The sequence below is a fragment of the Serratia grimesii genome, assembly GCF_900186025.1.
In the GTDB taxonomy this organism is placed as follows: Bacteria; Pseudomonadota; Gammaproteobacteria; order Enterobacterales; family Enterobacteriaceae; genus Serratia; species Serratia grimesii.
Genome location: NZ_LT883155.1, coordinates 1939878 through 1963886 on the forward strand (window position 1 = coordinate 1939878; position 24009 = coordinate 1963886).

At 51.5% G+C, this 24009-nt stretch carries 27 protein-coding genes and 2 tRNA genes; 17 read left to right on the top strand and 12 right to left on the bottom strand.

Annotated features, from left to right (window positions below):
* Positions 1–56: 56 nt before the first annotated feature.
* On the bottom strand, positions 57–272 hold the full coding sequence (locus SGBXF1_RS09125) for a hypothetical protein (protein WP_186428239.1): 216 nt from the start codon (positions 270–272) through the stop codon (positions 57–59).
* 31 nt (positions 273–303) lie between these two features.
* Here SGBXF1_RS09125 and SGBXF1_RS09130 point away from each other — a divergent pair, with 31 nt between their 5' ends.
* Together SGBXF1_RS09130 and tolA are read left to right on the top strand one after the other, a co-directional pair.
* Positions 304–504: a membrane lipoprotein lipid attachment site-containing protein gene (locus SGBXF1_RS09130; RefSeq protein ID WP_061807278.1), complete on the top strand. Its 201-nt coding sequence runs from the start codon at positions 304–306 to the stop codon at positions 502–504.
* 138 nt (positions 505–642) lie between these two features.
* Complete coding sequence (gene tolA / locus SGBXF1_RS09135) at positions 643–1086, top strand: cell envelope integrity protein TolA (RefSeq protein WP_186428240.1); 444 nt, start codon at positions 643–645, stop codon at positions 1084–1086.
* Positions 1087–1165: 79 nt separating this feature from the next.
* On the opposite strand, the gene SGBXF1_RS09140 is transcribed toward tolA, so the two are convergent.
* Together SGBXF1_RS09140 and SGBXF1_RS09145 are read right to left on the bottom strand one after the other, a co-directional pair.
* The gene (locus tag SGBXF1_RS09140) at positions 1166–1660 is read right to left on the bottom strand and encodes a DedA family protein (RefSeq protein WP_186428241.1); all 495 of its coding nucleotides are present in this window, start codon (positions 1658–1660) and stop codon (positions 1166–1168) included.
* Positions 1661–1746: 86 nt separating this feature from the next.
* On the bottom strand, positions 1747–2985 hold the full coding sequence (locus SGBXF1_RS09145; protein ID WP_314727905.1) for an MFS transporter: 1239 nt from the start codon (positions 2983–2985) through the stop codon (positions 1747–1749).
* Between the two features lie 474 nt (positions 2986–3459).
* Between SGBXF1_RS09145 and SGBXF1_RS09150 the strand changes: the two genes are divergently transcribed.
* Positions 3460–3759: a putative quinol monooxygenase gene (locus tag SGBXF1_RS09150; protein ID WP_186428243.1), complete on the top strand. Its 300-nt coding sequence runs from the start codon at positions 3460–3462 to the stop codon at positions 3757–3759.
* A 149-nt stretch (positions 3760–3908) separates the two neighbouring features.
* Here SGBXF1_RS09150 and SGBXF1_RS09155 read toward each other — a convergent pair whose 3' ends face one another.
* Positions 3909–5090, bottom strand: a complete 1182-nt coding sequence (locus SGBXF1_RS09155) for an MFS transporter (RefSeq protein WP_186428244.1) — start codon at positions 5088–5090, stop codon at positions 3909–3911.
* Between the two features lie 443 nt (positions 5091–5533).
* Between SGBXF1_RS09155 and SGBXF1_RS09160 the strand changes: the two genes are divergently transcribed.
* Entirely contained in the window at positions 5534–6226 is a 693-nt protein-coding gene (locus SGBXF1_RS09160; RefSeq protein ID WP_152555886.1) for an autoinducer binding domain-containing protein, read from the top strand.
* 177 nt (positions 6227–6403) lie between these two features.
* Entirely contained in the window at positions 6404–6832 is a 429-nt protein-coding gene (locus tag SGBXF1_RS09165) for a universal stress protein (protein ID WP_037419540.1), read from the top strand.
* Positions 6833–6877: 45 nt separating this feature from the next.
* On the opposite strand, the gene SGBXF1_RS09170 is transcribed toward SGBXF1_RS09165, so the two are convergent.
* The 5 genes from SGBXF1_RS09170 to SGBXF1_RS09190 form a co-directional block, all read right to left on the bottom strand.
* Positions 6878–7891, bottom strand: a complete 1014-nt coding sequence (locus tag SGBXF1_RS09170) for an Ldh family oxidoreductase (protein WP_186428245.1) — start codon at positions 7889–7891, stop codon at positions 6878–6880.
* 18 nt (positions 7892–7909) lie between these two features.
* Positions 7910–9475 carry an APC family permease gene (locus SGBXF1_RS09175; RefSeq protein ID WP_037419546.1) on the bottom strand — a complete coding sequence of 522 codons (1566 nt, stop codon included), beginning with the start codon at positions 9473–9475 and terminating at the stop codon, positions 7910–7912.
* 44 nt (positions 9476–9519) lie between these two features.
* Positions 9520–11130: an aldehyde dehydrogenase (NADP(+)) gene (locus SGBXF1_RS09180; protein WP_186428246.1), complete on the bottom strand. Its 1611-nt coding sequence runs from the start codon at positions 11128–11130 to the stop codon at positions 9520–9522.
* Positions 11131–11191: 61 nt separating this feature from the next.
* The gene (locus SGBXF1_RS09185; RefSeq protein ID WP_061807285.1) at positions 11192–12112 is read right to left on the bottom strand and encodes a dihydrodipicolinate synthase family protein; all 921 of its coding nucleotides are present in this window, start codon (positions 12110–12112) and stop codon (positions 11192–11194) included.
* A 208-nt stretch (positions 12113–12320) separates the two neighbouring features.
* The gene (locus SGBXF1_RS09190) at positions 12321–13166 is read right to left on the bottom strand and encodes an AraC family transcriptional regulator (RefSeq protein WP_037419554.1); all 846 of its coding nucleotides are present in this window, start codon (positions 13164–13166) and stop codon (positions 12321–12323) included.
* 283 nt (positions 13167–13449) lie between these two features.
* Here SGBXF1_RS09190 and SGBXF1_RS09195 point away from each other — a divergent pair, with 283 nt between their 5' ends.
* Genes SGBXF1_RS09195 through SGBXF1_RS09215 form a run of 5 tightly spaced genes read left to right on the top strand, consistent with a single transcriptional unit; the run spans position 13450 to position 17237 of the window.
* Positions 13450–14397 (top strand): 4-hydroxyproline epimerase, encoded by a 948-nt coding sequence (locus tag SGBXF1_RS09195; RefSeq protein WP_186428247.1) that lies wholly within the window; start codon positions 13450–13452, stop codon positions 14395–14397.
* Positions 14397–15521 (top strand): NAD(P)/FAD-dependent oxidoreductase, encoded by a 1125-nt coding sequence (locus SGBXF1_RS09200; RefSeq protein WP_186428248.1) that lies wholly within the window; start codon positions 14397–14399, stop codon positions 15519–15521. Before SGBXF1_RS09195 ends, SGBXF1_RS09200 begins: the two co-directional genes overlap by 1 nt.
* Positions 15518–15778 (top strand): (2Fe-2S)-binding protein, encoded by a 261-nt coding sequence (locus SGBXF1_RS09205; protein ID WP_130380182.1) that lies wholly within the window; start codon positions 15518–15520, stop codon positions 15776–15778. Before SGBXF1_RS09200 ends, SGBXF1_RS09205 begins: the two co-directional genes overlap by 4 nt.
* Positions 15771–17033 (top strand): NAD(P)/FAD-dependent oxidoreductase, encoded by a 1263-nt coding sequence (locus SGBXF1_RS09210; RefSeq protein ID WP_186428249.1) that lies wholly within the window; start codon positions 15771–15773, stop codon positions 17031–17033. Before SGBXF1_RS09205 ends, SGBXF1_RS09210 begins: the two co-directional genes overlap by 8 nt.
* A 48-nt stretch (positions 17034–17081) precedes the next feature.
* Entirely contained in the window at positions 17082–17237 is a 156-nt protein-coding gene (locus SGBXF1_RS09215; protein ID WP_165392859.1) for a hypothetical protein, read from the top strand.
* Between the two features lie 57 nt (positions 17238–17294).
* On the opposite strand, the gene SGBXF1_RS09220 is transcribed toward SGBXF1_RS09215, so the two are convergent.
* Positions 17295–17654: a hypothetical protein gene (locus SGBXF1_RS09220; protein ID WP_037419565.1), complete on the bottom strand. Its 360-nt coding sequence runs from the start codon at positions 17652–17654 to the stop codon at positions 17295–17297.
* Between the two features lie 418 nt (positions 17655–18072).
* Here SGBXF1_RS09220 and SGBXF1_RS09225 point away from each other — a divergent pair, with 418 nt between their 5' ends.
* Both SGBXF1_RS09225 and SGBXF1_RS09230 read left to right on the top strand, forming a co-directional pair.
* A complete protein-coding gene (locus SGBXF1_RS09225; RefSeq protein WP_186336847.1) occupies positions 18073–18432 on the top strand; it encodes a hypothetical protein in 360 nt (119 codons plus the stop codon).
* 226 nt (positions 18433–18658) lie between these two features.
* A complete protein-coding gene (locus SGBXF1_RS09230; protein ID WP_186428250.1) occupies positions 18659–19090 on the top strand; it encodes a hypothetical protein in 432 nt (143 codons plus the stop codon).
* Positions 19091–19106: 16 nt separating this feature from the next.
* Here SGBXF1_RS09230 and SGBXF1_RS09235 read toward each other — a convergent pair whose 3' ends face one another.
* A complete protein-coding gene (locus tag SGBXF1_RS09235; protein WP_037419573.1) occupies positions 19107–19448 on the bottom strand; it encodes a GlpM family protein in 342 nt (113 codons plus the stop codon).
* Positions 19449–19563: 115 nt separating this feature from the next.
* Positions 19564–19788: a DUF2594 family protein gene (locus tag SGBXF1_RS09240; RefSeq protein WP_020826235.1), complete on the bottom strand. Its 225-nt coding sequence runs from the start codon at positions 19786–19788 to the stop codon at positions 19564–19566.
* A gap of 780 nt (positions 19789–20568) precedes the next feature.
* Between SGBXF1_RS09240 and uvrY the strand changes: the two genes are divergently transcribed.
* The 5 genes from uvrY (at position 20569) to SGBXF1_RS09265 (ending at position 24009) form a co-directional block, all read left to right on the top strand.
* The gene (gene uvrY, locus SGBXF1_RS09245; protein ID WP_037419577.1) at positions 20569–21225 is read left to right on the top strand and encodes a UvrY/SirA/GacA family response regulator transcription factor; all 657 of its coding nucleotides are present in this window, start codon (positions 20569–20571) and stop codon (positions 21223–21225) included.
* Positions 21218–23050, top strand: coding sequence for an excinuclease ABC subunit UvrC (uvrC, locus tag SGBXF1_RS09250; protein ID WP_037419580.1), 1833 nt, complete (start codon positions 21218–21220; stop codon positions 23048–23050). Before uvrY ends, uvrC begins: the two co-directional genes overlap by 8 nt.
* Positions 23051–23108: 58 nt before the next feature.
* Positions 23109–23657, top strand: a complete 549-nt coding sequence (pgsA, locus tag SGBXF1_RS09255) for a CDP-diacylglycerol--glycerol-3-phosphate 3-phosphatidyltransferase (protein ID WP_037419583.1) — start codon at positions 23109–23111, stop codon at positions 23655–23657.
* 145 nt (positions 23658–23802) lie between these two features.
* A tRNA-Gly gene (locus SGBXF1_RS09260) sits at positions 23803–23878 on the top strand.
* Positions 23879–23935: 57 nt separating this feature from the next.
* A tRNA-Cys gene (locus SGBXF1_RS09265) sits at positions 23936–24009 on the top strand.

Consider the following 24009-nt stretch of genomic DNA (forward strand, 5'->3'; position numbering starts at 1 on the left):
GACGTGGCGTATCACGCCAATGATAATATTTTCTAATTATAAGCCGTATCACCTCCTCAGGTAATGCCAAGAATCGTTCCGAAGTGCATTTGCGTAACGTCGTGGTCGTCATCAAGCATGCTTTTGACCTGATCCACATTGATGCCACCAGCGGCAATAAGCTTGCCAGGTTGGGTGTGAATGAAAGTATCTGGTACTTCGCGCACCATACTGGGATGTCTATTTTTGCTTTCAGGCCAGTGCTTTATCTCGTAATTGAGATTTGTTATCATTTGTGCGAATTTTACCTATAAGGATATAGACATGCGTAAATTGCTAATAGTGGCTCTGGGCGTGGTTGTGCTGTCAGGATGCGCGGACCAAAAAGATGATTATGAGTTGCATAGCAAGACATCTACAGACCCATCGGGTGGTAAAGAGTGGAAAGAGTTTGTCGCACCTCTTTCAGTCAAAACACAATCGCCGGGTGAGCGGGAAATGAAGCGCGCTATCCGCCAGAACTGAATGAGAATAGGCCCACCTGAGTGGGCTTTTGCAGTTTAACGAGGTAATTATAAGGTAACAGTAAGTGGGGTGGCATTGTCTGCTCTACCTGGGTCTGTATATGGCCAGCCCACAGGCTGTTTTAAAAGGAAGGGAATCGTGAGGAAAGTTAATTTAGGGTTTGGCGTTAGCGTACCGACATTATTGCTTGTGATTGCCACGCTGCTGTTGGCAGGGTGCTCTAAGCCCCGTTCTACGATTAAACCAGGGGCATCTGAAGACGGTGTAGATGCGCTTTTTGCTGGCCTGGAAGGTAAAACTACGCCAGCATCTGGGGATGAGGTCAATACGTACATCACGCAGGTAAGAGCGGCTATTCAAAGCCATTTTCAAAATGTCGATGCCTACGCCGGTAAGGAATGCTCGTTGAGAATTAAACTGGCTCCAAATGGCATGCTTATAGATGTCAAAGCCGAAGGTGGTGACCCCGTTCTTTGCCACGCAGCCATAGTGGCAACCGCAAATGCCAGCTTTCCCAAACCGCCCTCACCAGCTGTTTATCGTGTCGTTAAAAATGCCGCGCTGGAATTTCGTCCACAATAACCGGAATGACAACAGGATTGTGATGGCAAGGTGAGTTTCATCTCTTTGTCATTTTGGCATCGTTAACCAATAACAGCACTCAAAATAGCTGCCCAACTGACATCAGGGCCACGGACCAAACCCCGGCAGACAACGCACTGGCACAATAGACCTGCTTGCGTGGCAGAGAGATCATACCGGCGACCAAAGGTACGGTGTAGCGCATCACAGCCAAAAAACGCGATATGAACAAGAGCGGGATCCCGTTTTTCTGTAGCGCCGATTTCGCGTTGTGCAATGCGCCATGATATCGGGCTGGCAACCAGTTTCCGCTTCCGCGCTTTTGAAGCCATGCACCGCAATGGAAGGATAAAATGGAGCCGAGCAGGGCCCCCAGAGTAATCGCCGCCCAGACATGCATGTCGGCCAGTACCGGCTTACCGGCGACAATACCCAACATCAGCGTCACTGACGCGGGCGGCAGCACTGAAGAAATGAAAATGACCGACTTACCCAACGCAAACAGAAAAATGAGCAGCAACAGGAAGCCGGGCTCCGGGCCATACTTGGCGATAATAGCGCTTAATGCCTCCATGGAAGACCCTCCGAAAATGTGCCTGAGGGTCAGTCTCCCATTAACCACTTCAATATAAGCTAAATCGAATGGCTTCAATTGCGAGATTATCTACTGACCTGAGCGTTTTTTCTGGTGCTGTTCGCTGCCCAACCTTTTAGGGCGAAGATGAGCGCGGCGCACAGCAATGAGAACATTGCCAGCACGATCAAGCCTGCATGCGGGCTATTGAAGCGCAGTTCCGCCTCGGTCCGTATTAACGGCGCCAGGAAACTGAACAGTGCGCCCAATGTGGTGCAAAAGCCGATGCCAGCCGCCAGCGCAGGGCCTGAAAGGATCTGTGCCGGAAGGGTCCAGAATATCGGTTGCACTGCCAGAAAGCTGACGGCGCAAAAGCACAGTGCAATAATGGCAAGAATCGGACCGGCATAGGAAGAGACAACCAATCCCAACGCGGCAATGACCATGCAGCCGATAGCTATGGGTAAACGGCGGGCGGTTTTGCGGTCTGCATAACGCGGGATGTAATAGACCCCAAATGCAGACACTGCCCACGGGATCGCCGCTACCAATGATGCTTTAAACCCAATATTGGTGCCCATCAGTGAGGCCACTTGCGAGGGCAGGAAAAACAACAGGCCGTACACGCCGACCTGAATGGTGCCGTAAATAAAAGCCAGGTGCCAAACCTTGGTATTCCTCAGCGCATCTTTCACGCTGCTGGTCTCTGTATTTTTTTGCTCCAGGGCTAATTGTGACACTAACGCCTGCTTTTCTTCCGGAGTCAGATAACGTGCCTTAGCCGGGCTATCGTCAAGATAGAAATAGGCGAAGATCCCCAGTGCTACGGCCGGCAATCCTTCCAGCACAAACATCCAGAACCAACCTGGCCGCCCCAGCACGCCGTGCATTTCGAGCAATGCACCAGAAATAGGCGAACCGAGGGTCAAGGCTGCGGGAACGCCGAGCACAAAGATACCTATTACAGAGGCCCGGATCTTGTTGGGGAAATAAATTGAAGCGAGCAATAAGATCCCGGGGTAGAAACCAGCCTCGGCCAACCCCAGCAGGAAGCGTAGGGCGATAAATTGATATTCGTTGCTGACGAAACCGGTGCAGGCCGATAGTCCACCCCACACTGCTGTGGTGGCGCTGAGCCAAACCTTCGCTCCCAATCTATTCATCATCAGATTGGCTGGAATACCGAAGATGGCGTAAGCAGCGAAGAAAATCCCCGCACCCAAGGCAAAGGCGGATTGCGACAAGGCGATATCAATAGACATCGCGTCCTTGGCAAAACCCACGTTCACGCGATCGATAAAGGCGACGAAATATAAAGAGAACATCAGGGGGATCAATCTGCGCCAGGTCTTCTTGATGGCTGAATTGAGCGCGGGACTGGTGTAGGTCGTATTGTTCACTGGGTTAAACCTCTCAAACAGGTTGAACGATTGGGGCCGGCGTAAGACCGGCCGCTTTCCTGCATCCATTGCCACTACGGATCATTCGCCCTCGATTTTCAGGTTTCCCTAAAGGTCTAAAGGACTATTGGTCAGGCCTTTGTAGTCAAAAAAAACCGCGATGAACGCGATCCTGGCCGTGCGGTCACGGAAGATCTTTTTGTATGCACCAAAAATTGACAATTAATTAACTTAACGTTCACATGTGCGCGAGCTTGATTCAAGCCTGGTGATGAATATCTGTGCGCGTAATCACCGAATGCCAAGCTTTGAATCATCACCGCGATGAATAAAGGTAAAGTTTGTTTTTCACAGGTAGAGTGACTCCACGAAATAGTTACGCTAAAAAGAAAGGACGCCATGCTAAAGGTGATTGCAGAAGATTTTATCAAGCTTGATTGTGTTGAAACGGTGATGCCGCTGTATCAGGAGCTGGTGGAGAAAACCCGGCAGGAACCACTTTGCCTTTCCTATGAACTGTTCATTGATCATCAGGATCCGGGACATTTTATTTTTGTTGAAGAGTGGCCTGATCGGGCCGCGCTGGATATCCATTGCCAAACTGAACATTTCAAACGATTAGTACCGTTGATCAATCAGCACCAAAGCAAACCTTGTAGCTTCATATTTATGCAGCCTTTCCCTTCCGTGGAACGTTAAAAGTCCAAAAAATCCCCGCAGAGCGGGGTCAATGGCTTCTCAAATACTGTCTTGTAGTGATTAAAAATTAGACGGACAATGATGGCCATTCCCTAAGAATGCTCTTAAAAAATCCTGTTGTTACGCTTTCTCCCCCAGCTTGATGACATTCACTTATCCGACAGGGGAGTCGCGGTTTTTTCTTTCTGGAAGCACAGCCATGTCAACAGCAGGGCGATGGCCCCCAGCGGCAACGAAAATAGCGGCAGATAATAAACGGGCAGAGTATATAGCGTCAGACCACCTAGCATACTTCCTGCCGCAATCCCGGCATACAATACTGAACTGTTTAGTGAAACGGTCAGTGCGCCAACGTGTTTTGACAGTGACAATAAGTGATGTTGAATAGGCACCAGATACATCCAGCCGGTAATGCCCCACACCAGAAAAATCGTCAGTACCCACCAAGGGGAGGTGATGTAAAACGTCAGCAGGAATAGCGAGCCGGTTTGAACAGATATCGAAAACAGCAGCACAAATTTGCTGCCAAAGATATCGGTCAACAGACCGGAAACGACGTTGCCAATGATTGCGCCGATACCAAACACCAGTAGCGCGATGGGGAGAATAGCTCCCGGACCAAACTGGGTATTTTGCAGCAGTATACTGACATAGCTGTAAACAATGTGCTCGGAACAGACGGCGAAGAAAGTGATAAGCAAAGTCGTCAGTACCGTTTTTTGCCGCAGCGGGGCAAGCCGTTCTTTCAGCGTATGTTTACCCGGTGCCGCTATGGTGTTTAGTACCCGTGAAAGGCCCAGCAGCGAGAAAGCACCCAGCAGCGCGATCAGCAAAAAGATCTCTCGCCAGCCGCTTAGCTTGGCCAGGAAGGTACCAAAAGGAATGCCCAAGGCGATAGCCAGCGTCATACCACCATAAACAATCGATATTGCCAGCCCGCTGTGTTTCTTCGCCACGAGCCCGGCCGCAGTGGCGGCGGCCTGTGGGGTATAGCAAGCCGCGCCTAACGCAGCCAGTACGCGCCCGGCGGACATCTGCAAAAAATTGTCGGCAGAAGCACAGACCAGGTTACCGGCGATAAATAGCCCCAGAGCGAGCTGCAAAATATATTTACGGTTGACGTTGCCCAGCAGCCACGCTGTCAATGGGGCAAACATCATATATGCCAGGGAAAAGACCGATATTAGTTGCCCTGCCTGTGCGGGGCTAACTGCAAATGTCTCGGAAATCTGATGAAGTATGCCAGCCACAATGAACGCATCAGTGCCGATGGCAAAGGTGCCAGTTGCCATCAGGCACAGTGTCAGGAAATGACCATTATAATCCGTCATAGTAGTGGGCCTGATTTAGATGATTGCTGTTGTGATTGTAAAACCGTGTTTGTATGTCGTTCAGTACCAATGAATAACTCTTTGCCATAAAATCTCAGTGTGTCTTTTATGTTTGCAAAGGTTTTATATTTTATTCGGGTTTAAATTGATTCGGGTCTCACTGGCAAAGTTAATGGGGGAGGACGCTGATGTCCACCAGTAGAAATGACAGGTTCCCAATACGTGTTTTTTATGTTCTGCGGGGGATATCAGTAATCTGATGGTTTAACGTGGTTATTTATTCACATTTGAATGTCGTGGTTATTTTTAGTTATAGCCATGGTATTTTTTATTATATGAAACGGCTGTTGTCACCATACCCCCTCCACTATAGTTAATATCAGTTATTGGTTCCCAAGCGTTATGGAGAGCGGTACACGTTGGACACTCACCTACCATCTTTGATGGATGTATTACTCAGCAGCGTGCCTGATCGCGAGAGCTTTTTGTGCCGCTTGGAATCCTGCGCTCAGGCGATGGGTTTTGACTACTTTTCCTATTCTGTTTTTTCCTGTTACCCGGCCAGTCGACCCAAAATGTTGATAGAAGGGAATCTCCCTGCGCTCTATATGGAAGAGTACCGCAAGTTACGCCTCTACTTGCAGGACCCGGTGATTGCGCAGGCCCATCACTCTACGTTGCAGTTCCATTGGGACGAACACTTCTATCAGAATGAGCCATTGTTATGGCAAAGGATGGCGCAGTTCGGTGCACATGAAGGTTGGTCGCAATCGATCAAGGATTGCTACGGCCGGCTGGGTGTCCTCACTTTCGCCGGTAAAAATATTTCTGCCCAGTCAACGCAGGCCAGTGCGCGTAACGAAACCTTCTTCTTGTGGTTGGCGCAGACCGCCCATAAAACCCTACGTGAAGCATTACTGTCGGTGAACGATGAGGCGATCAAAGATGTTCTGACACCGCGTGAGAAGACAATCTTGCGTTGGTGTAGTGAAGGAAAAACCGCTGAAGAAACTGCCATGCTAATGGGGCTGAGTGAGCGGACAGTGAATTTTCATATTGGCAATTCGATTAAAAAACTCTCGGTAGCCAATAAAACCGCTGCGGCGGTGAAGGCCGTGTATTTACAGCTTATTTGATCATGTTTTAAATAATTATTCGGCTAGTTGTTAGGGCTGTGGTGTTTATATTTTGTTAAATAAGGAATTATCTTAACCAGTATTTACCGCCGATCACAAAAGCGTGAGAAAGCGGTTCACCCTTATCTCTCTCGGCAGTACCCTGTAAGCACTACGGTTACATAGAAGGGATGTGATATGTACAAGACAATATTAGTGCCGATAGATATTGAAGAAGATCTGTTGACCGAGCATGCGTTGAAGCATGTTGAGTATCTGGCGAACCTTTCTGGAGCCAAAGTGCATTTCCTTCATACGCTGCCGGATGCTTCGGCGTTCGTCACTGCGTATTCGTTTGGCATTAAAGAGTTTGAAAACCAGGCGGAAGTGAAGGCCATCGATAAGCTCAAGAAAATCATGTCGGAAATCGATATTCCGCTGGAACGTCTCGATTATACCGTCAGCTTCGGTTCGCCACGCGATCAGGTACTGGAACTGGCGGAAGAAATTGACGCTGATCTGATCATCATCGGTTCGCGCCGCCCAAGTGTGAAAACTTATCTGCTGGGTTCCAATGCTGCGGCCATTGTGCGACATGCCAACATTTCCGTTATGGTGGTCAGGTAACCTTTCTATTAAGGCCCGCAGTTCACAGCTGCGGGCCTGTGTCATTCAGCGGCAGAGAGCCACAATTTCTTCATACAGCGCCTGTGGCAGGGTAATGCCATGCCGCTCGCTGTATTGTCGTTGCTGATAACGCCGTTCCCCTGGAATACGCGCTCCTTGCTCATTCATATCAGCGAATAAAGCTTCCGCCCTGGCTAAATGGGCGACTTTGTCTGCACCCAGAAAACGATCGGGATCCATCGCGATAATAAGCTCACCACCGTAAGGCGATGAGCCGGTCTGCTCATCATAGGCCAGCGACTCTTTACTGGTCATATCACCAATCAATGGTCCAGCAAGCAGTTCTACCATCGCCGCCAACGCCGATCCTTTATGACCGCCAAAGGTCAGCATCGCGCCTTGCAACACACTGGCGGCATCGGTAGAAGGTTCTCCCTGTTGGTCTATGCCCCAACCTGGTGGTAGCGGCGTACCAGCGCGACGATGCAGTTCAATCTCCCCACGCGCCGCCGCACTGGTAGCCATATCAAAAATAAAGGGAGGGCGGTGTGGGCGAGGCCAACCGAAGGCGATAGGGTTAGTGCCAAATAATGGCCGGGTTCCACCGGCAGGAGTGACCCAGGCATGGCTAGGTGTACAGGCCAGCGCAACCAGCCCCTGATCGGTTAACGGTTCGATATCGGCCCATAGCGCGGAGTAATGGACACAGTGGTTAATGGCCAGCGCGGCTATGCCATTAGTTTGCACCTTGTCGATAAAGGTGGGCAGTGCCGTACGGTAGGCCAGCAACGAGAAAGCGCCGTGGGCGTTTACCCGCAAAATTCCTGGGGCCTGATCGATCAGCGTTGGGATGGCGTCGGCAGAGACTTTGCCGGCCAACAGCGAACGCACGCAACCGAGTACGCGGTACAAGCCGTGTGAAGCGCAGCCGTCGCGTTCACCGGCAGTGACATTTTGCGCGACCGCATCGGCATGCTCTGTGCTGAAGCCGTTGCTGCGCAATGCGCGCAGCGCAAGATCATAGGCTTCGTTCAGCGACAGGTGTTGGGTTTGCGTCATCAGATATCTCCTCCGCAGTTACTCTTCTTCATCGCCGGTAAAATTCGCCTGAGGTAAACAGGTATAGGCACCCCAGTAATAGATCACTAACGCAATGACCGCCACTGTGAGGGTGTCCCACGGGTGGCCGATAGCGTTGATACCGCCAAAACTACCGAGATAGGACGTGATAATAATCAGCGCATAGAAGGCGATCAGCCACAGTGAGGACCAAACTTGTTGCTTCAGGCTGACGGCGTGGGTTGGCACCTTGTTTTTGAACAGGATATAGACCACAAACATCAGGATTTGCAGACCGAGCAGCCAGGAAACCGTGTTCCAGCCGGACCAGTAGACGATTAACGCCGAGATGATAAAAGATACCGGGCCAAGCACGCAGAACCCACGCACGAAGAAGGGGCGCGGCAGATCAGGTGCATTGCGGCGTAGACCCGCAGCGGTAACAGGCGCAATGGCGTAACTCAGTACCAGTGCGGCGGACACCACGCCGATCAGCTTTTCCCAAGAGGGGAAAGGCAGCGTCCAGAAGATTGAGAGTGCAAATGTCAGCCACAGCGCAGGGCGTGGGATACCGGACTCACCGTCGACACGGGTAAAGATCTTAAAGAAAGTACCGGCGCGCGCCCAGCCGTACACCACACGCGGCGTGGCATTCATATAAATGTTGCCGGTGCCGCTCGGCGAGATAATCGCGTCACTTACCACCAGAAATGCCAACCAGCCCATACCCAATGTGATAGCGATATCCCGGTAGGGCAGTGAAAATTGCTGGCTGATGCCGGCCCAGCCACCGCTTAGCATTTCGCTGGGAATACTGCCGAGGAAGGCCACCTGGAGCAGTACATAAATAATCGTGGACAACACCACCGACAGGATCAGTGCAATAGGAATGGTGCGTTGTGGATTTTGTACTTCGCTGGCGACCGAGATAATCGGTGTCAGACCCAAATAGGCGAAAATAATGCCGCCGGCTGAAATGGCCGCTTCCACCCCGGCGGAGCCGAAGGGCGCAAACCCCTGGCTGTGCAGGTTTTCAGGTTTGAAGAAGCTGAACAGCACCACGATAACCAACAGCGGCACCACGAACTTGATCACGCTGATCAAATTGTTGGATTTCGCAAAGGTTTTGACACTGTAGTAGTTCAGGGCGAAGAAAAAACACAGCAACACTAACTGCACCAGCCAGCCGATCAACGTCGGGTTGCCCGAGCCGGGTTGGCTCAGAAAAGGAAACCAGGCGGCGGCGTATTGGCGGGCAGCGACAATCTCTATCGATATTAGGCTGGAGAACGCGATAAGGGTAATAAACCCCAGTAAATAGCCCATCAGTTCCCCGTGTGAGAACACCGGGTAACGAATAATGCCGCCAGCGCGTGGAAGTGCGGCACCGAGTTCACAATAAACAATCCCGAGCAGTAAGACGGCCAGGCCACCTATCAGCCAGGAGTAGATACCGGCTGGGCCGGCGATGGAGGAGACGTGGCTGGCGGCGAACAGCCAGCCTGAACCAAATATTGCGCCCAGGCCGATAAACGTTAAATCGGTGAGCGTAAGCTGCTTCTTGAATTTGCCTTGGGTTGTCATGGGTTTACCCTTTTGTTATTAGGTGGCATGCAGATGCGGCCTGGCTAGTTGTTGGCAGATGGGTGGATTGGGTCACGAGTGTAGCTACCGTTAACCAGCCGCAGCAGGCCAAGCGGATTACTGTCTTGCAACGGCGGTGGTAGCAGTGCTGTCGGATAATTCTGTAAGCAAACCGGGCGCAGGAAGCGTTCAATAGCCAGCGTGCCCACTGAGGTGCCGCGTGCATCGCTGGTGGCTGGATAAGGGCCGCCGTGCACCATGGCATCACACACTTCTACCCCGGTCGGATAGCCGTTAAACAGTACACGCCCCGCTTTGCGAGTCAGCTGTTGGGCCAGCGGTGCCGCGTCATTTAAATCGTCTTCGTCGGTCAGTAAGGTGGCGGTTAATTGCCCTTGCAGGCTATCCAGCGCGCTCATCAGTTGCTGGTTATTTTCCACCGTCACCAAAATGGCCACGGGGCCAAACACTTCTTCCTGCAATAGCGGGTTTCCGCTGAGCAGCAAGTTGATGTCGGCCTGGTACAGTTGCGGCGCAGCCAGATAAGGGTGTTCTTCACGGTTACCGGCAAGATGGCGAATACCTGTTTGTTTTTCTAGTGCAGCCAACCCGCTGCGGAAATGTGTCAGTGTGCCGGTGTTCAGCATTGCCTGTGGCGTGGCAGCGTTCACCTTCAAGGCGATATCTTGGACAAATTGGTCAAATGCTTCACCACGCTGGACGATGATCAACCCAGGTTTGGTGCAAAACTGTCCACTGCCCAAGGTGAAAGAGGCGACCAGTTCGTGTGCAATCTGCTGTCCACGGCGGGCTAACGCTTGTGGCATAACGATCAGTGGGTTGATGCTCGACATCTCGGCAAATACCGGGATAGGGTGCGGCCGGCGCATAGCGAGATCGAACAAGGCTCTTCCCCCACGTAACGAGCCGGTAAAGCCCACCGCCTGAATTACGGGGTGCTGGACCAGATCGGCACCGATACGATCGCCGTAAATCATGTTGAAGACGCCAGCCGGGATGTTTTGCTGTTCTCTTGCCCGCTCAATTGCCTGTGCAGTCAATTCGGCAGTGATCATATGGCTGCTGTGCGCTTTGAACACCACCGGGCAACCTGCAGCGAGTGCGGCGGCGGTATCCCCACCTGCCGTGGAGAATGCCAGAGGAAAATTACTGGCACCAAATACGGCGACTGGGCCGATAGCAGTGCGATATTGCCGTAGATCTGGGCGTGGCAACGGTGTTCGCTGCGGCAATGCGCTGTCTATGCGCACGCCATGTACATCCCCTCGGCGTAACAAGGTGGCAAATAGCCGCATCTGACCACTGGTTCTGGCTCGCTCGCCACTAAGACGCGCGAATGGCAACGCGGTTTCCTGCATGGCGAAGTTGAAGAAATCTTCACTCAGGGCATCCAATTGGTCGGCAATAGCCTCGAGAAAATCGGCGCGGCGTTCGGCGCTGAGTTGTGAATAAGCCGTGAATGCTTGTGCGGCAGCATCAGCGGCTGCGGCAGCTTCTGTGGCACTGGCTGAGAAAAAAGTGTGACCAGTCGGCAGACCGTTATCAGCACGCAGGCTGACAAGATCGGCCTCGCCGCTGGCGTGGCGCTGGCCGCCGATAAACTGTCGACCACTGATGGTATAGGCGTTGGGCATGGGTTCCCTCGTTTAGCAAGTGGTTAGGCCCGGCAGTGAACCGGGCGAGCGAGAGTGGCGATTAGAGGCCGACGTCCGGCAATGCCGGACGGTTTGCCAGCGCTTTTTTGACCACTGCAGTGACGTCGGCAAGCGTATCGCCTTGCAGCGCTAAACGTGGTGGGCGGGTAACTGCGCTGCCACGGCCCACTAGCTCTTCACACAACTTGATGCACTGCACCAAATCCGGTCGCGCATCCAGGTGCAGCAACGGCATAAACCAGCTGTACAGCGCCAGCGCTTCCTCAAAGCGTTTTTGCTTCGCCAGGCGGAACAGCGTTTCGCCTTCACGTGGGAAGGCGTTAGACATTCCGGAGATCCACCCTTCGGCACCGACAGCGATGCTTTCCAGTACGACGTCATCCAATCCAGCGAACAACACAAAGCGGTCGCCTACCTCATTACGCAAATCGATAAAGCGACGGGTATCACCAGAAGAGTCTTTAAAGCACACAATATTTTCGCAGTCGACCAGCGACGTCAGGATGTCGGGTGTCACGTCGTTTTTATAAATAGGGGGATTGTTGTAGACCATGATCGGCAGATCGGTGGCGGTGGCAACGCTGCGAAAATGTGTGGCGGTTTCATGGGGTTTGGCAGAGTAGACCAATGCCGGCATGACCATAATGCCGTCGACGCCGACCTTCTGAGCTTCACGCGCCATATTCTGTGCAAAGGCGGTGGTGAATTCGGCGATGCCGGCAATGACGGGCACTTTGCCCTGTGCAGCATCACGTGCGACTTCAATGACTGACAGTTTTTCCTGCATTGTCAGCGACGTATTTTCGCCAACGGTGCCGCAGACCACCAGGCCCGAAACGCCGTCTTTGACCAGGTTTTTGATCACCGTATGGGTGGCGTCGAGATCCAAAGAAAAGTCGCTGCGGAACTGAGTGCTGACCGCCGGGAATACGCCGCTCCAGCTAATGGCTTTATGGCTCATAGTGTTTGTCCTGTCGTCCAAGTTTGTTAATCAATGGTGAATTATTGGTAAAATCCAATCACAGATTGACGTGTATTGTTCGCAGGGGCTTGACGGTTTTCTCCGAATGCCATGACGAAATTGGCACAGTGGTGCAGAGTCTCAGGCGAAGAAAACCCTGACCTTCGAAGCGCCAAAAAGAAAGGTATTGGTAATTTAAATCAGTGGGTTATGGCGTAAGTGTGATGCGGAAATCACGTGGTGTAGAGCCGGTCATCGCCTTGAACTGGCGGCTGAATGCGCTGTGATCGGTGTAGCCGCACTGCAAGGCTATGTCGGTAATGGGCAGATCACTGGCCAGCAGTTCGGTGGCTTTTTCCAGACGTACTTTGTGGATCATCTGGCGTGGTGTGAGATGAAAAATGCGTTTGCAGTAACGTTCGATCTGCGCCACAGAAAGCGCAGTGAGCGCCGTCAGTTCCTCGAGAGCAATTGGGCGAGCGTAATGCTGACGAATGTATACGTCGATGGCGGCAAGCCGTTGATAGGCAGGGTGATTAGCTTTGGCCTCCTGAAGATCATGCGAGATGCCCGCCATGCCGATGATTTTGCCCTGAGTATCGTACAGCGCCAGCTTTTGTGTCAGGCACCAGCCGGTTTCACGACCACTGTAAAGGTGCATTTCCAGCTGATCCTGGATCATCACTCCGTGGAGCAGTACACGGCGATCCTGTTCGGTATAACCCGAACCGAGCTGGGCTGGGAACACGTCCGCCGAGGTTTTACCCAGCAGCGGTGTGACGGTTTTAAATCCGCAACGTTTAGCCAGTGTCAGGTTGGCCAACAGGTAACGTGCCTGTACATCTTTGATAAAGAAGACAACGTTGGGAATGGCGTTGAGCAGCGGCACGATCAGCGCCAGTGAGTTGAGCAGGTCATGCAGGGTGTTTGGGCGCTGTTGTGCCAGGCCATCACACCAGCGAGAGAGTTGCTCAATGGCAAAAACGTCATCTTCCTGTTCATCAAGAACGGGCCGGGGGGCAGTAATAACCTGATGGTCTTGGGCTAATCGCATAGCAATACCTTTTCCCGTTGAGTGACTCAAATCTGAGGCGGTCGGACAGGCCGTTTTGAAGCGCTTAATCAATATTAACTTTCTTGTAACTTTTCAAGCGTAGCTGCCAATTATGCGGATCACCGCATACTTTTGTGCAGTGCTGAACGGGGATCCGGTTAAATGCCAAGGCGAGAATTGTGCTGATTTCTGCATTCCCTGCGCCGAAATGCATCAAGCCGTCGTCAGCATATTCGGTCAGGCTAACTCCATCGGTAACATTTCATTAACCCAGGAGACTCCGATGGCTCTTTCTTCGCAATTCACCCTGCTGCACGCGATCGATTCCCATACAGGCGGTGAGCCAACACGACTGATCGTCGATGGATTCCCCTCATTGGGCACCGGCAGTATGGCGGAACGCAAGGCACTGTTTGCCCAACACTATGACGACTGGCGCAGCGCCATTATTCTGGAGCCTCGCGGCAATGACGTGCTGGTGGGGGCTTTGCTGTGCGAGCCCTGTTCACCGCAGGCTACCGCAGGGGTGATTTTCTTTAACAACGCCGGTTATCTGGGGATGTGTGGCCACGGTACCATCGGACTGGTGGCCTCGCTGGCCTATCTGGGGCGGATTGACGTAGGGGAACACCTGATCGAAACCCCGGTGGGTACGGTGAATGCGACGTTGCATACGGATGGCAGTGTAACGGTGGAAAACGTGCCCGCTTACCGATATCGCCGACAGGTTACGGTTGAGGTGAACGGTTACGGAACAGTGATGGGCGATATCGCGTGGGGAGGGAACTGGTTTTTCCTGATTGGCGAACATCATCTGGCAATCAATACGCAAAATCTGGAGGCACTCACGGCCTTTTGTTGGGCTGTGCGTCAGGCTCTGGAGCTGACGGGGGTTCATGGAGAAGACGGTGGCGTTATTGATCACATCGAACTGTTTGCCGCCGATCCGCAAGCTGACAGCCGCAACTTTGTACTGTGCCCGGGCAAGGCTTATGACCGTTCGCCCTGCGGTACCGGCACCAGTGCAAAGTTGGCCTGTCTGGCCGCAGACGGAAAATTGCAGCCAGGAGAGATTTGGCGTCAGGCAAGTGTGATTGGCAGCCAGTTCAGTGGCTATTACCAGCATAACGGCGATCGCGTGACGCCGTTTATTCGTGGGCAAGCCTATGTGTGTGCTGACAGCCAACTGTTGTTAGATGAACGTGATCCCTTTATTTGGGGGATCCGTTAATGGTTGCCGGCAGGCGTGCTGAGGCGATTGTGGTCGGTGCCGGCATCATTGGTGCTGCCTGCGCCTGGCAGCTGGCACGACAGGGGGTTCAAGTCCTGCTGGTAGACAACCAGCGTGCTGGTGCGACAGCGGCAGGCATGGGGCATCTGGTCTGTATGGATGATAACCCGGCAGAACTGGCCTTAAGCGCCTATTCGTTGCAACTGTGGCGTAGTGTGGTGGACCGGATGCCGGAAAGCTGTGCCTGGCGCGGTTGTGGTACGTTGTGGCTGGCTGAGCGGGACGATGAAATGGCCATTGCCGAGGCTAAGCGGCAGCGTATGGCGGAATACGAAGTTGCCAGTGAAACATTGAGTGCAGCACAGGTTGCGGGGCTTGAACCTATGCTGCGTTCTGGTCTGGCGGGTGGGTTACGCGTGCCGGGTGATGGCATAGTGTATGCACCTAACGTTGCCCATTGGTTAATCGCTGATGCTGGGCCCGCGGTCAGGGTGATTACTGGCGAGGCTATCGCGCTGGAAGCACAGTCCGTTGTGTTGGCCAGTGGGGAACGTCTAACGGCGCCGATTGTGGTACTTGCCAGTGGTCTACAGGCCGATAGGCTGTTGGAACAGCCCTTATTACGTGCCAAGAAAGGGCATCTTGCGATCACCGATCGCTACCCAAAGCGGGTGCATCATCAATTGGTTGAACTGGGTTATGGCGCCAGTGCCCATGCCAGTGACGGCACGTCGGTAGCATTCAACGTTCAGGCGCGCCCAACAGGCCAGTTGTTGATTGGCTCTTCACGCCAGTTTGATGCTCCAGAGAGTGCCATTGATATGCCGTTATTGGCCGCCATGTTGGCACGCGCGAACACCTTCCTGCCTGCACTGGCGCAAATGAACATCATCCGTTGCTGGACAGGCCAACGCGCCGCGTCTGCCGACGGCTTGCCGCTGCTGGGACCGCATCCCAAACATCGCTGGTTATGGTTGGCATTGGGTCACGAAGGTCTGGGTGTAACAACGGCGCTGGGCAGCGCAGCACTGATTGCGTCGCAGATCCATAATCATCGACCGGCCATTGATGACACGCCTTATCTGGCATCGCGTATGTTTCGGAAAGAGGTGTTGCCAGTATGAACAAAAAACAGAGGTTACTTACGTTAAACCTTAACGGTGAAAATCTCTGCGTGCCGGAGGGGATCACTGTGGCAGCGGCGCTGAGCCTGAGCGGGCAGGACTGGTGTCGTCTTTCTGCCAGTGGTCAATTACGTGCGCCGTTTTGTGGTATGGGTATCTGTCAGGAGTGTCGTGTCACGGTGAATGGGATGCGGAGGCTGGCATGCCAGACGCTGTGCCAACCTGGAATGCATATTGAAAGGACAGAGAATGAGTGAGCTCACGTGTGGTGTGCTGATTGTCGGTGCTGGTCCGGCAGGGTTAGCAGCGGCTTGCGCTGCGGCAGAAAGCGGCCGATCGGTGTTGGTGCTCGACGACAACCTCCGTCCGGGTGGGCAAATCTGGCGTGATGGACCGAACGTGGCACTACCTGCGCTAGCGCAGCAATACCGACAGGCGGTTGAGGCACAGAGTAATATAACGCTGCTCAACGGCGTCAAAATTGTAGCTCAGTGTGGTCCGCAGAAAATTCTCTACGAAGATGCAACGGACAGTGGCACCGTGGAATTTCAAAAACTGATCCTATGCTGTGGCGCCCGGGAACTGCTGCTCCCGTTTCCTGGTTGGACGTTACCGGGTGTGACTGGCGCTGGTGGCCTACAGGCGCAAATTAAACAAGGGCTAGCCGTTAAAGGGGAACGGGTGGTTATTGCGGGTAGTGGCCCATTGCTACTGGCCGTTGCCCACAGTGTTGTCGGCGCTGGGGGGGAGGTGATAATGCTGGCAGAGCAAGCACCCGCCCCGCGGATAGCGGCTTTTGCCGGTGGGTTATGGCGTTGGCCTGTGAAGTTACGCCAGTCCTTTGCTCTCTCTAATAGACATTATCGTCCGGGCAGCCATGTGCTGGAGGCGCTGGGTGATCAGCGGTTAAAAGCGGTGCGGATTCAAAAAGGCGCTCGCGTGGTGACGCTGGACTGCGAACGTTTAGCCTGTGGTTTTGGGCTGGTGGCGAATATCGAACTGGCGATGCTATTGGGATGCCATATCGATAATGATGTTATTGTTGTGAGCGATGATCAGCGGACCAGCCAAGCGCATATTTATGCTGCCGGTGAATGTACCGGTATTGGCGGTAGTGAACTGGCGCTGACTGAGGGAGCTATTGCTGGCTATGCTGCAACCGACAATTTGAAGAATGTGCAAGCATTAATGGCGCAACGAGCAAAGTGGCGGCAATTTTCTGATGCGGTGGCGCGAACCTTTGTGCTTAATCCTGCATTGAAAGCGTTGGCGACACCAGAAACGTTGTTGTGTCGTTGTGAAGATGTGCCGTTGGGTGAGATAAATGGCTTGCCTGACTGGACGTCGGCCAAGTTAAGTCGTCGCTGCGGTATGGGGGCTTGTCAGGGTAAGATTTGTGCGACAGCGGCACGCCACTTGTTCGGCTGGCCGTTATTAACCCCACGCATCCCATTAACGCCAGTAAGGGGGGCAACATTGGCGCGGTTGGGGAGGATAAAAACCGACGAATAAGCCTGCTACACTCAGACTGAGTGACTGGAAAAGTTGGGCGGAGAACGGATGACAAATGCACTGATTACGCTGGGGTTGTGCCTGCTGCTAATGCCGCTGTTGTTGTGGTTGATTGGCCGGGCATTATCGGCCGCAAAAGATAAGAAGCCGGAAGAGGGCAAACATAAACCCAAGTCCGGCATGCCGCACGGTGACGATGAATAATCTCCGGCGGCACGCGGTATCAGTGACGGCGTTATGCCAACGGGATCATCGCTATACCTAATACTGTGGCCAGTAATACGTTTTTTCATGCCAGCCTTTGCCGTACATACAGGCTTCTATGGTTGCCGAACGGGCTCCCTCATTACGATCATTTTGTACCGTTTTAAATGAGGGCTGTTTTTCGTAGCGGTAACCGTCTGGGCAGTTCTTCTTATCTTTTTCGCAAGTCTGATATTTGTTTTCGTAGCTAAATTCAACATCTCTCACCACGTCGGGTGGAAAACGCTCGAAGCCACGTCCTTTACATTCAGCATATTCAGCATCGCGAGTGGCGTCGCCTGCACCCGGTCTTTCCCATTGTGTACAGGCAGTTAATGTCATTAATGGCAATATAATCAAAAATCTATACGTCTTCATGGTGTCCCTAACTCTTCCTTTCGTCCTATACGCACTCTCTAAGAATCTTCTTAGTTGAGGTGGGGGGAGTGTAATGAATTGATGCCAAAAATGGAAATGATAATGGTTATTGTTTAGATGGGGTTGATGTAGTCTTGCCGCTGTCGATCGAAGGTGAGGAGTTTACTGATTATTGAAATAGTCGTTGTTTGTGATAATGCCTGCGCTAAGTTATTTTCGGATTTTATATTCCTGCATTTTTAAGATATTTACCTAAGGGTTTATCTTTATTCTTGGTTAAGAAAGGATATTTAAAGTATGTGCAATTAAGTGTGGGATATTTATATTGCTTTTTATGAATTCTCACAATTAAAACTATTATTGAATTTTCAGGTAATACGATTGCAATTTATGTGTAAATTTTCTAGATTCAGGATCGATGGGTGATTGTCATGATGATGAAGACATTAAAGGGAGTTTTATTTTGGCGAATAAACCGGAAGTACCTAAAGGCAGTGCTGGTTTACCTTCATTATCAGATGATTATGAAGGAATGAGAAACCTTTCCGATGTGGGTGATTCATTGGGTTATGGTCGTACTCGTTTTTATCAATGGTGTCGAGGACGAGGATTTCTCACCCTGATGAATGCACCTTCTTCGGAGATGATCAGTGCCGGTTATATGGTGACTGCATTATCAGAAAATGGCTATTCGCGAGTTTATGTGACAGATAAAGGCTTTAACTATGTAAGTGGCGTTTTTCAAGATGACATTAAAAAGCGTATGGTTAAACTTTAAGGGGATCATAAAAATCCTATCTATTTCAATATAATAACACCAGAATATTCTTATATCGTCAGCCGTTATACCTGAAAAAATGCGGGTCGGCGGAGATGGCCCCATTTCTTCATCCTTCCTCAGCCCACTGGAAGTTATCCTATTTTTCTACCAATAGCGCTTCAATGCTACGGCTGGCGGTTATTCTCTTGCTACTATGAAGATCGTTTTTTTTCAGGAGCTCAGGATGAAGCATTACGCCGCTTTACTCGTTACGACCTTGTTGTTGTCTGGCTGCGCGACCCAGAGCGTTCCGTTGCAACAGGCGGAGTTACCACCCCCAAGCCGGTTGCTGCTTTATCAGAATGTGCCGCAAACGCCATTTGCAACGGTAGTTGTTGTTCGTGACAGTGGAATGTTGGCGGGGAGTTGCCGTACCGGGGTTTATATCAACGGAGAGTTTGCTGCATCATTGGCGGTCAAAGAGAAGGCTGAGTTTCGGGTGCCGGTGGGTAATAACGAAATCAGCATTGGGCAGGATATGATCGAAAACAACCTGTGCATTTGGCGCGATACCAGTGGCCGGTTACCGATGACATTGCGTGCCAGTGAGAGCCGTTATTTCCGAATCGCTGGCGATATGCAACGCGGGTTTGTCCTGCAGGCCAGCAAACCGTGAATCTGGCGGGGGGCAGTCAGCGCCCCTGCCACCAACCCCATAGGGTAACTAATAGCCACGCTGCGGCGATCCAGCACAACACAGCAGCCAACAGTGCCCAAGACAACCTCATGCTGTTGATAAAGCAATATAGTGAGATCAGGTATACCAGATAGGGTAAAACGGCCCACATACCGAAAATCAGCGTGGTTCTCAGCGCTTCTATCGAACGTTCACTGCCGACAATGTAATGAGCAATCAGTGCAAAAGTGGGGAACAACGGCACAAGACCGGCGATATAGTAACTGCGACTTTTGGCAAGCAGCGCAATTAATACCACCACCAACGCGCCGATCAACGCTTTAACCACGATGCCCATATGTTTCTCTGGCGTAAATAAAAATCACATTGCCTGAAATAACCAAGGGAATCAATTCGTCGGAAACAGCAGAGGAAACGGGCCCGCGCTGACGGCAGGCCTGAGGGGCGACAGATTATTGACGGTAGGCGTGCTTAATCTGTTGAATGCTGTTTTTGAAGATTTCGGCCTGGGTCGGATCTTCGATTTGTGCAATAAAGCGTTCCATGTTGATAATGACTTTCCCGGCATCAGCCTGGCCGATCGATTTCAGGATCAGCGTCAGCGTGGCTTTAAGACAGGCGACTTCTGTTGCCAGCGTTTCCGGGTTTGCAGACGTAGTGAAATCAACGTTGCTCATTTTCTCTCCTGATTTTTGAGGCCGAAGCCTGAAACAATATGCATTTTGATGCGCACCCACACGGGCCTCATTCACTCTGGCGTGCAGATGCGTCTTTAACTGGGCGCGGAGTATAGCATAGCATGCAGAAATGCATCTGCACCGATGGGGCTGTGTTAGCTGGCATCTGGTAGCGGGGACCGGGCGAAGGTTTAGCAGCCGCCGTATTAGGGGACATACTCATTATTGATTAATGCATCGGCAGTTGCTGTCTGAGCTCAGGTTTTCTGGAGAATAATACCTTAGTTATTTTTCAAAACTTAATAAGTATTTGATCGCCAGCTCGCAGTTAACGTGTGCAGTTATTTAAATTATCAATGCTATCCACTTGCTGTGTGTTGCCCGAATGGGAAGGAAATAATTTCTTCCATAATGGTCACCAAGAGGGCAGATAAATGGATGGTTGCTATTTTGTTCATTTTCAATGAATTACAATGGTATTGTATTCGTGTTAATATTATCAGTGTTGCGATTGCTTACACTGATTTTACCTGTGGTTAACCTTTGTCGCTGTATCATGAAGCAAAGGTATGCACTGTAATATTTACATCGCCTATTTTCATAGGCAGGCTAGGCTTTATCGAGCTGTGTTAGTGACTAAAATTCAAAAGTCAGGCCCATTCCGCAAAGTTAATCGAGAGTAAGTATTAATCTGTGTTCATTCTTGTCTGAAAAACAAGTAATATCTCTGGCTATAACAGAGGCTGATTGCGTTACTCCCTTCTTTTTGGAGATTTTTCCTTGATTAGCGTTCTTCTTGTTGATGACCACGAACTGGTGCGCGCAGGGATACGACGCATTCTTGAAGATATCAAAGGTATAAAAGTTGTCGGTGAGGCCCAGTGCGGTGAGGATGCCGTAAAATGGTGCCGTGGCAATGCTGTAGATATCGTTCTTATGGATATGAATATGCCGGGTATTGGTGGATTGGAAGCCACGCGCAAAATTGTACGTTATGCGCCCGACGTTAAAGTCATCATGCTGACTATTCATACGGAAAATCCATTGCCGGCCAAAGTAATGCAGGCGGGCGCTGCGGGTTACTTGAGCAAGGGTGCGGCCCCACAGGATGTGATCAATGCTATTCGTGCCGTACAGGCAGGGCAGCGATATATTGCGTCCGATATCGCCCAGCAGATGGCCCTGAGCCAGCTAGAGCCGCAGACGGAAACGCCGTTTAGCTGCCTGTCTGAGCGCGAACTGCAAATTATGCTGATGATCACCAAAGGCAAAAAGGTGAATGAGATCTCAGAGCAACTGAGCCTCAGTCCTAAAACAGTGAACAGTTACCGTTACCGCATGTTCAGTAAGCTGAATATCAGCGGTGATGTTGAATTGACACACCTGGCTATCCGACACGGATTGTTCAATGCGGAGACGTTGTTAAGCAGTGAGTGACCGTTTTGATGCCAAAGCCTTTCTAAGCACCGTAACCAGCCAACCTGGCGTCTACCGTATGTACGACGCTACTGGCACGGTTATCTATGTCGGCAAAGCCAAAGATCTGAAAAAACGTCTCGCCAGCTACTTCCGCCAGCAGGTTGGTAGTCGCAAAACTGAGACGTTGGTTAAAAATATCGCGCAAATAGACGTAACTGTTACGCATACCGAAACAGAAGCGCTGCTGCTGGAACATAACTACATAAAGTTATACCAGCCGCGATATAATGTTCTTTTGCGAGACGATAAATCTTATCCGCTGATCTTCCTTAGCGCGGACAGCCATCCGCGGCTGGCTGTGCATCGTGGTGCCAAACACGCCAAGGGCGAATATTTTGGCCCATTCCCCAATTCCTATGCCGTACGTGAAACGCTGGCGCTGCTGCAGAAACTGTTCCCGATACGACAATGTGAGAACAGTGTGTACCGCAACCGCTCACGGCCTTGCCTGCAGTACCAGATTGGTCGTTGCCTGGGGCCTTGTGTCGCCGGGTTAGTCAGCGAGGATGAATACCAGCAGCAGGTGGACTATGTGCGTCTGTTCCTGTCGGGTAAAGATCAGCAAGTATTGCATCAGTTGATCGAACGGATGGAAAACGCCAGCAAGGCATTGAACTTCGAAGAGGCGGCGCGCATACGCGATCAAATCCAAGCGGTTCGGCGGGTGACTGAACGTCAGTTTGTTTCCGGCAATAGTGACGATCTGGATGTGATCGGCGTGGCGTTTGAGGCGGGTATGGCTTGCCTGCACGTGCTGTTTATTCGTCAGGGCAAAGTGTTGGGCAGCCGCAGTTATTTCCCGAAAGTACCTGGCGGTACTGAAATGAGCGAAGTTGTACAAACATTTGTCGGCCAGTTCTATTTACAGGGGAGCCAGATGCGCACCTTGCCGTCCGAAATCCTGTTGGATTTCACCTTGCCGGAAAAAGACCTGCTTGCTGAGTCTCTCTCTGAATTGGCCGGCCGTAAAATCCAGATCCAGAGTAAGCCACGGGGTGACCGTGCACGTTATCTTAAACTGGCTCGGACCAACGCGGCGACGGCACTGACGACCAAACTTTCTCAACAGTCGACGATTCACCAGCGCCTGGCCGAATTGGCGAAGGTGTTGAACCTGACCGAAATTAACCGCATGGAATGCTTCGACATCAGCCATACCATGGGTGAACAAACGGTCGCGTCCTGTGTGGTGTTTGATGGTAATGGGCCGCTGCGTTCTGAATATCGGCGCTATAATATCACCGGCATTACGCCGGGAGATGACTATGCCGCGATGGCGCAAGTGCTGAAACGCCGCTACGGTAAGGCTCTGGAAGAGAAAAAGATCCCTGACGTTATCTTTATTGATGGGGGTAAAGGGCAACTGGGTATGGCGATTGATGTGTTTAATTCGCTGAATGTAACCTGGGATAAGAACAAACCTTTGCTGATTGGTATCGCTAAAGGTGCCGATCGCAAAGCCGGGCTAGAGACGTTGTTCTTTGTGCCGGAAGGCGAAGGCATTGCGCTGCCGTCAGATTCGCCGGCGCTGCATGTGATCCAGCATATCCGCGATGATTCGCATAACCATGCGATCACCGGGCACCGCCAGAGAAGGGCAAAAGTAAGAAATACCAGCGCGTTGGAGCTGATCGACGGCGTTGGGCCAAAAAGGCGACAGGTGTTGTTGAAGTATATGGGTGGACTTCAACCATTATTGAACGCCAGCGTGGAGGAAATTGCAAAAGTGCCGGGTATTTCACAAGCATTGGCAGAAAAGATCTACAATGCATTGAAACACTGAGGGCAATGTAGCAACATACTCTTAATTCCCACTCCAGCCAGATAGTTACCGTAGCATTATGCAATTGAATATACCGACTTGGCTTACTCTGTTCCGCGTAGTTCTGATCCCATTCTTTGTTCTGGCATTTTATCTGCCGTTCACCTGGGCTCCGATGGTATGCGCCGTTATCTTTGTGTTTGCAGCCATAACCGACTGGTTTGATGGTTTTCTCGCCCGTCGCTGGAAGCAAACCACCCGTTTCGGGGCGTTCCTCGACCCGGTAGCGGATAAGGTGATGGTGGCTGTGGCACTGGTGCTGGTGGCGGAACATTACCACACCTGGTGGATTACTCTGCCTGCGGCGACCATGATTGCCCGTGAAATTATTATCTCGTCACTGCGTGAGTGGATGGCGGAGATTGGTAAACGTAGCAGTGTGGCGGTGTCCTGGATTGGTAAAGTAAAAACCATGGCGCAAATGATGTCGCTGGTTGGATTGTTGTGGCGTCCAGACCGCTCCGTTGAGTATGTATCTTTTGGTTTGTTGTACATCGCAGCGGTGCTGACTTTCTGGTCAATGTTCCAATATTTGAACGCTGCCAGGAAAGATTTGCTGGAACCCTGATCAAAGCGCTGCAAAAATCGTCAAACAAACGTAATGAGCCAACAATTTTATTGACTCATTACGTCAGGTAAGTAGAATGCATCGCATCAGACGGCAGCAGTGATTTGCCGAAAGATAGCAAAAAAATCAGTAAGTTCTGATTGATGCGGGAATAGCTCAGTTGGTAGAGCACGACCTTGCCAAGGTCGGGGTCGCGAGTTCGAGTCTCGTTTCCCGCTCCAAATTTGATAAAGCTGGTGTTTCACGAGCTTTAGCCTGAACAAGGCAAATAGAATTTAGGCGCGTTAACAAAGCGGTTATGTAGCGGATTGCAAATCCGTCTAGTCCGGTTCGACTCCGGAACGCGCCTCCA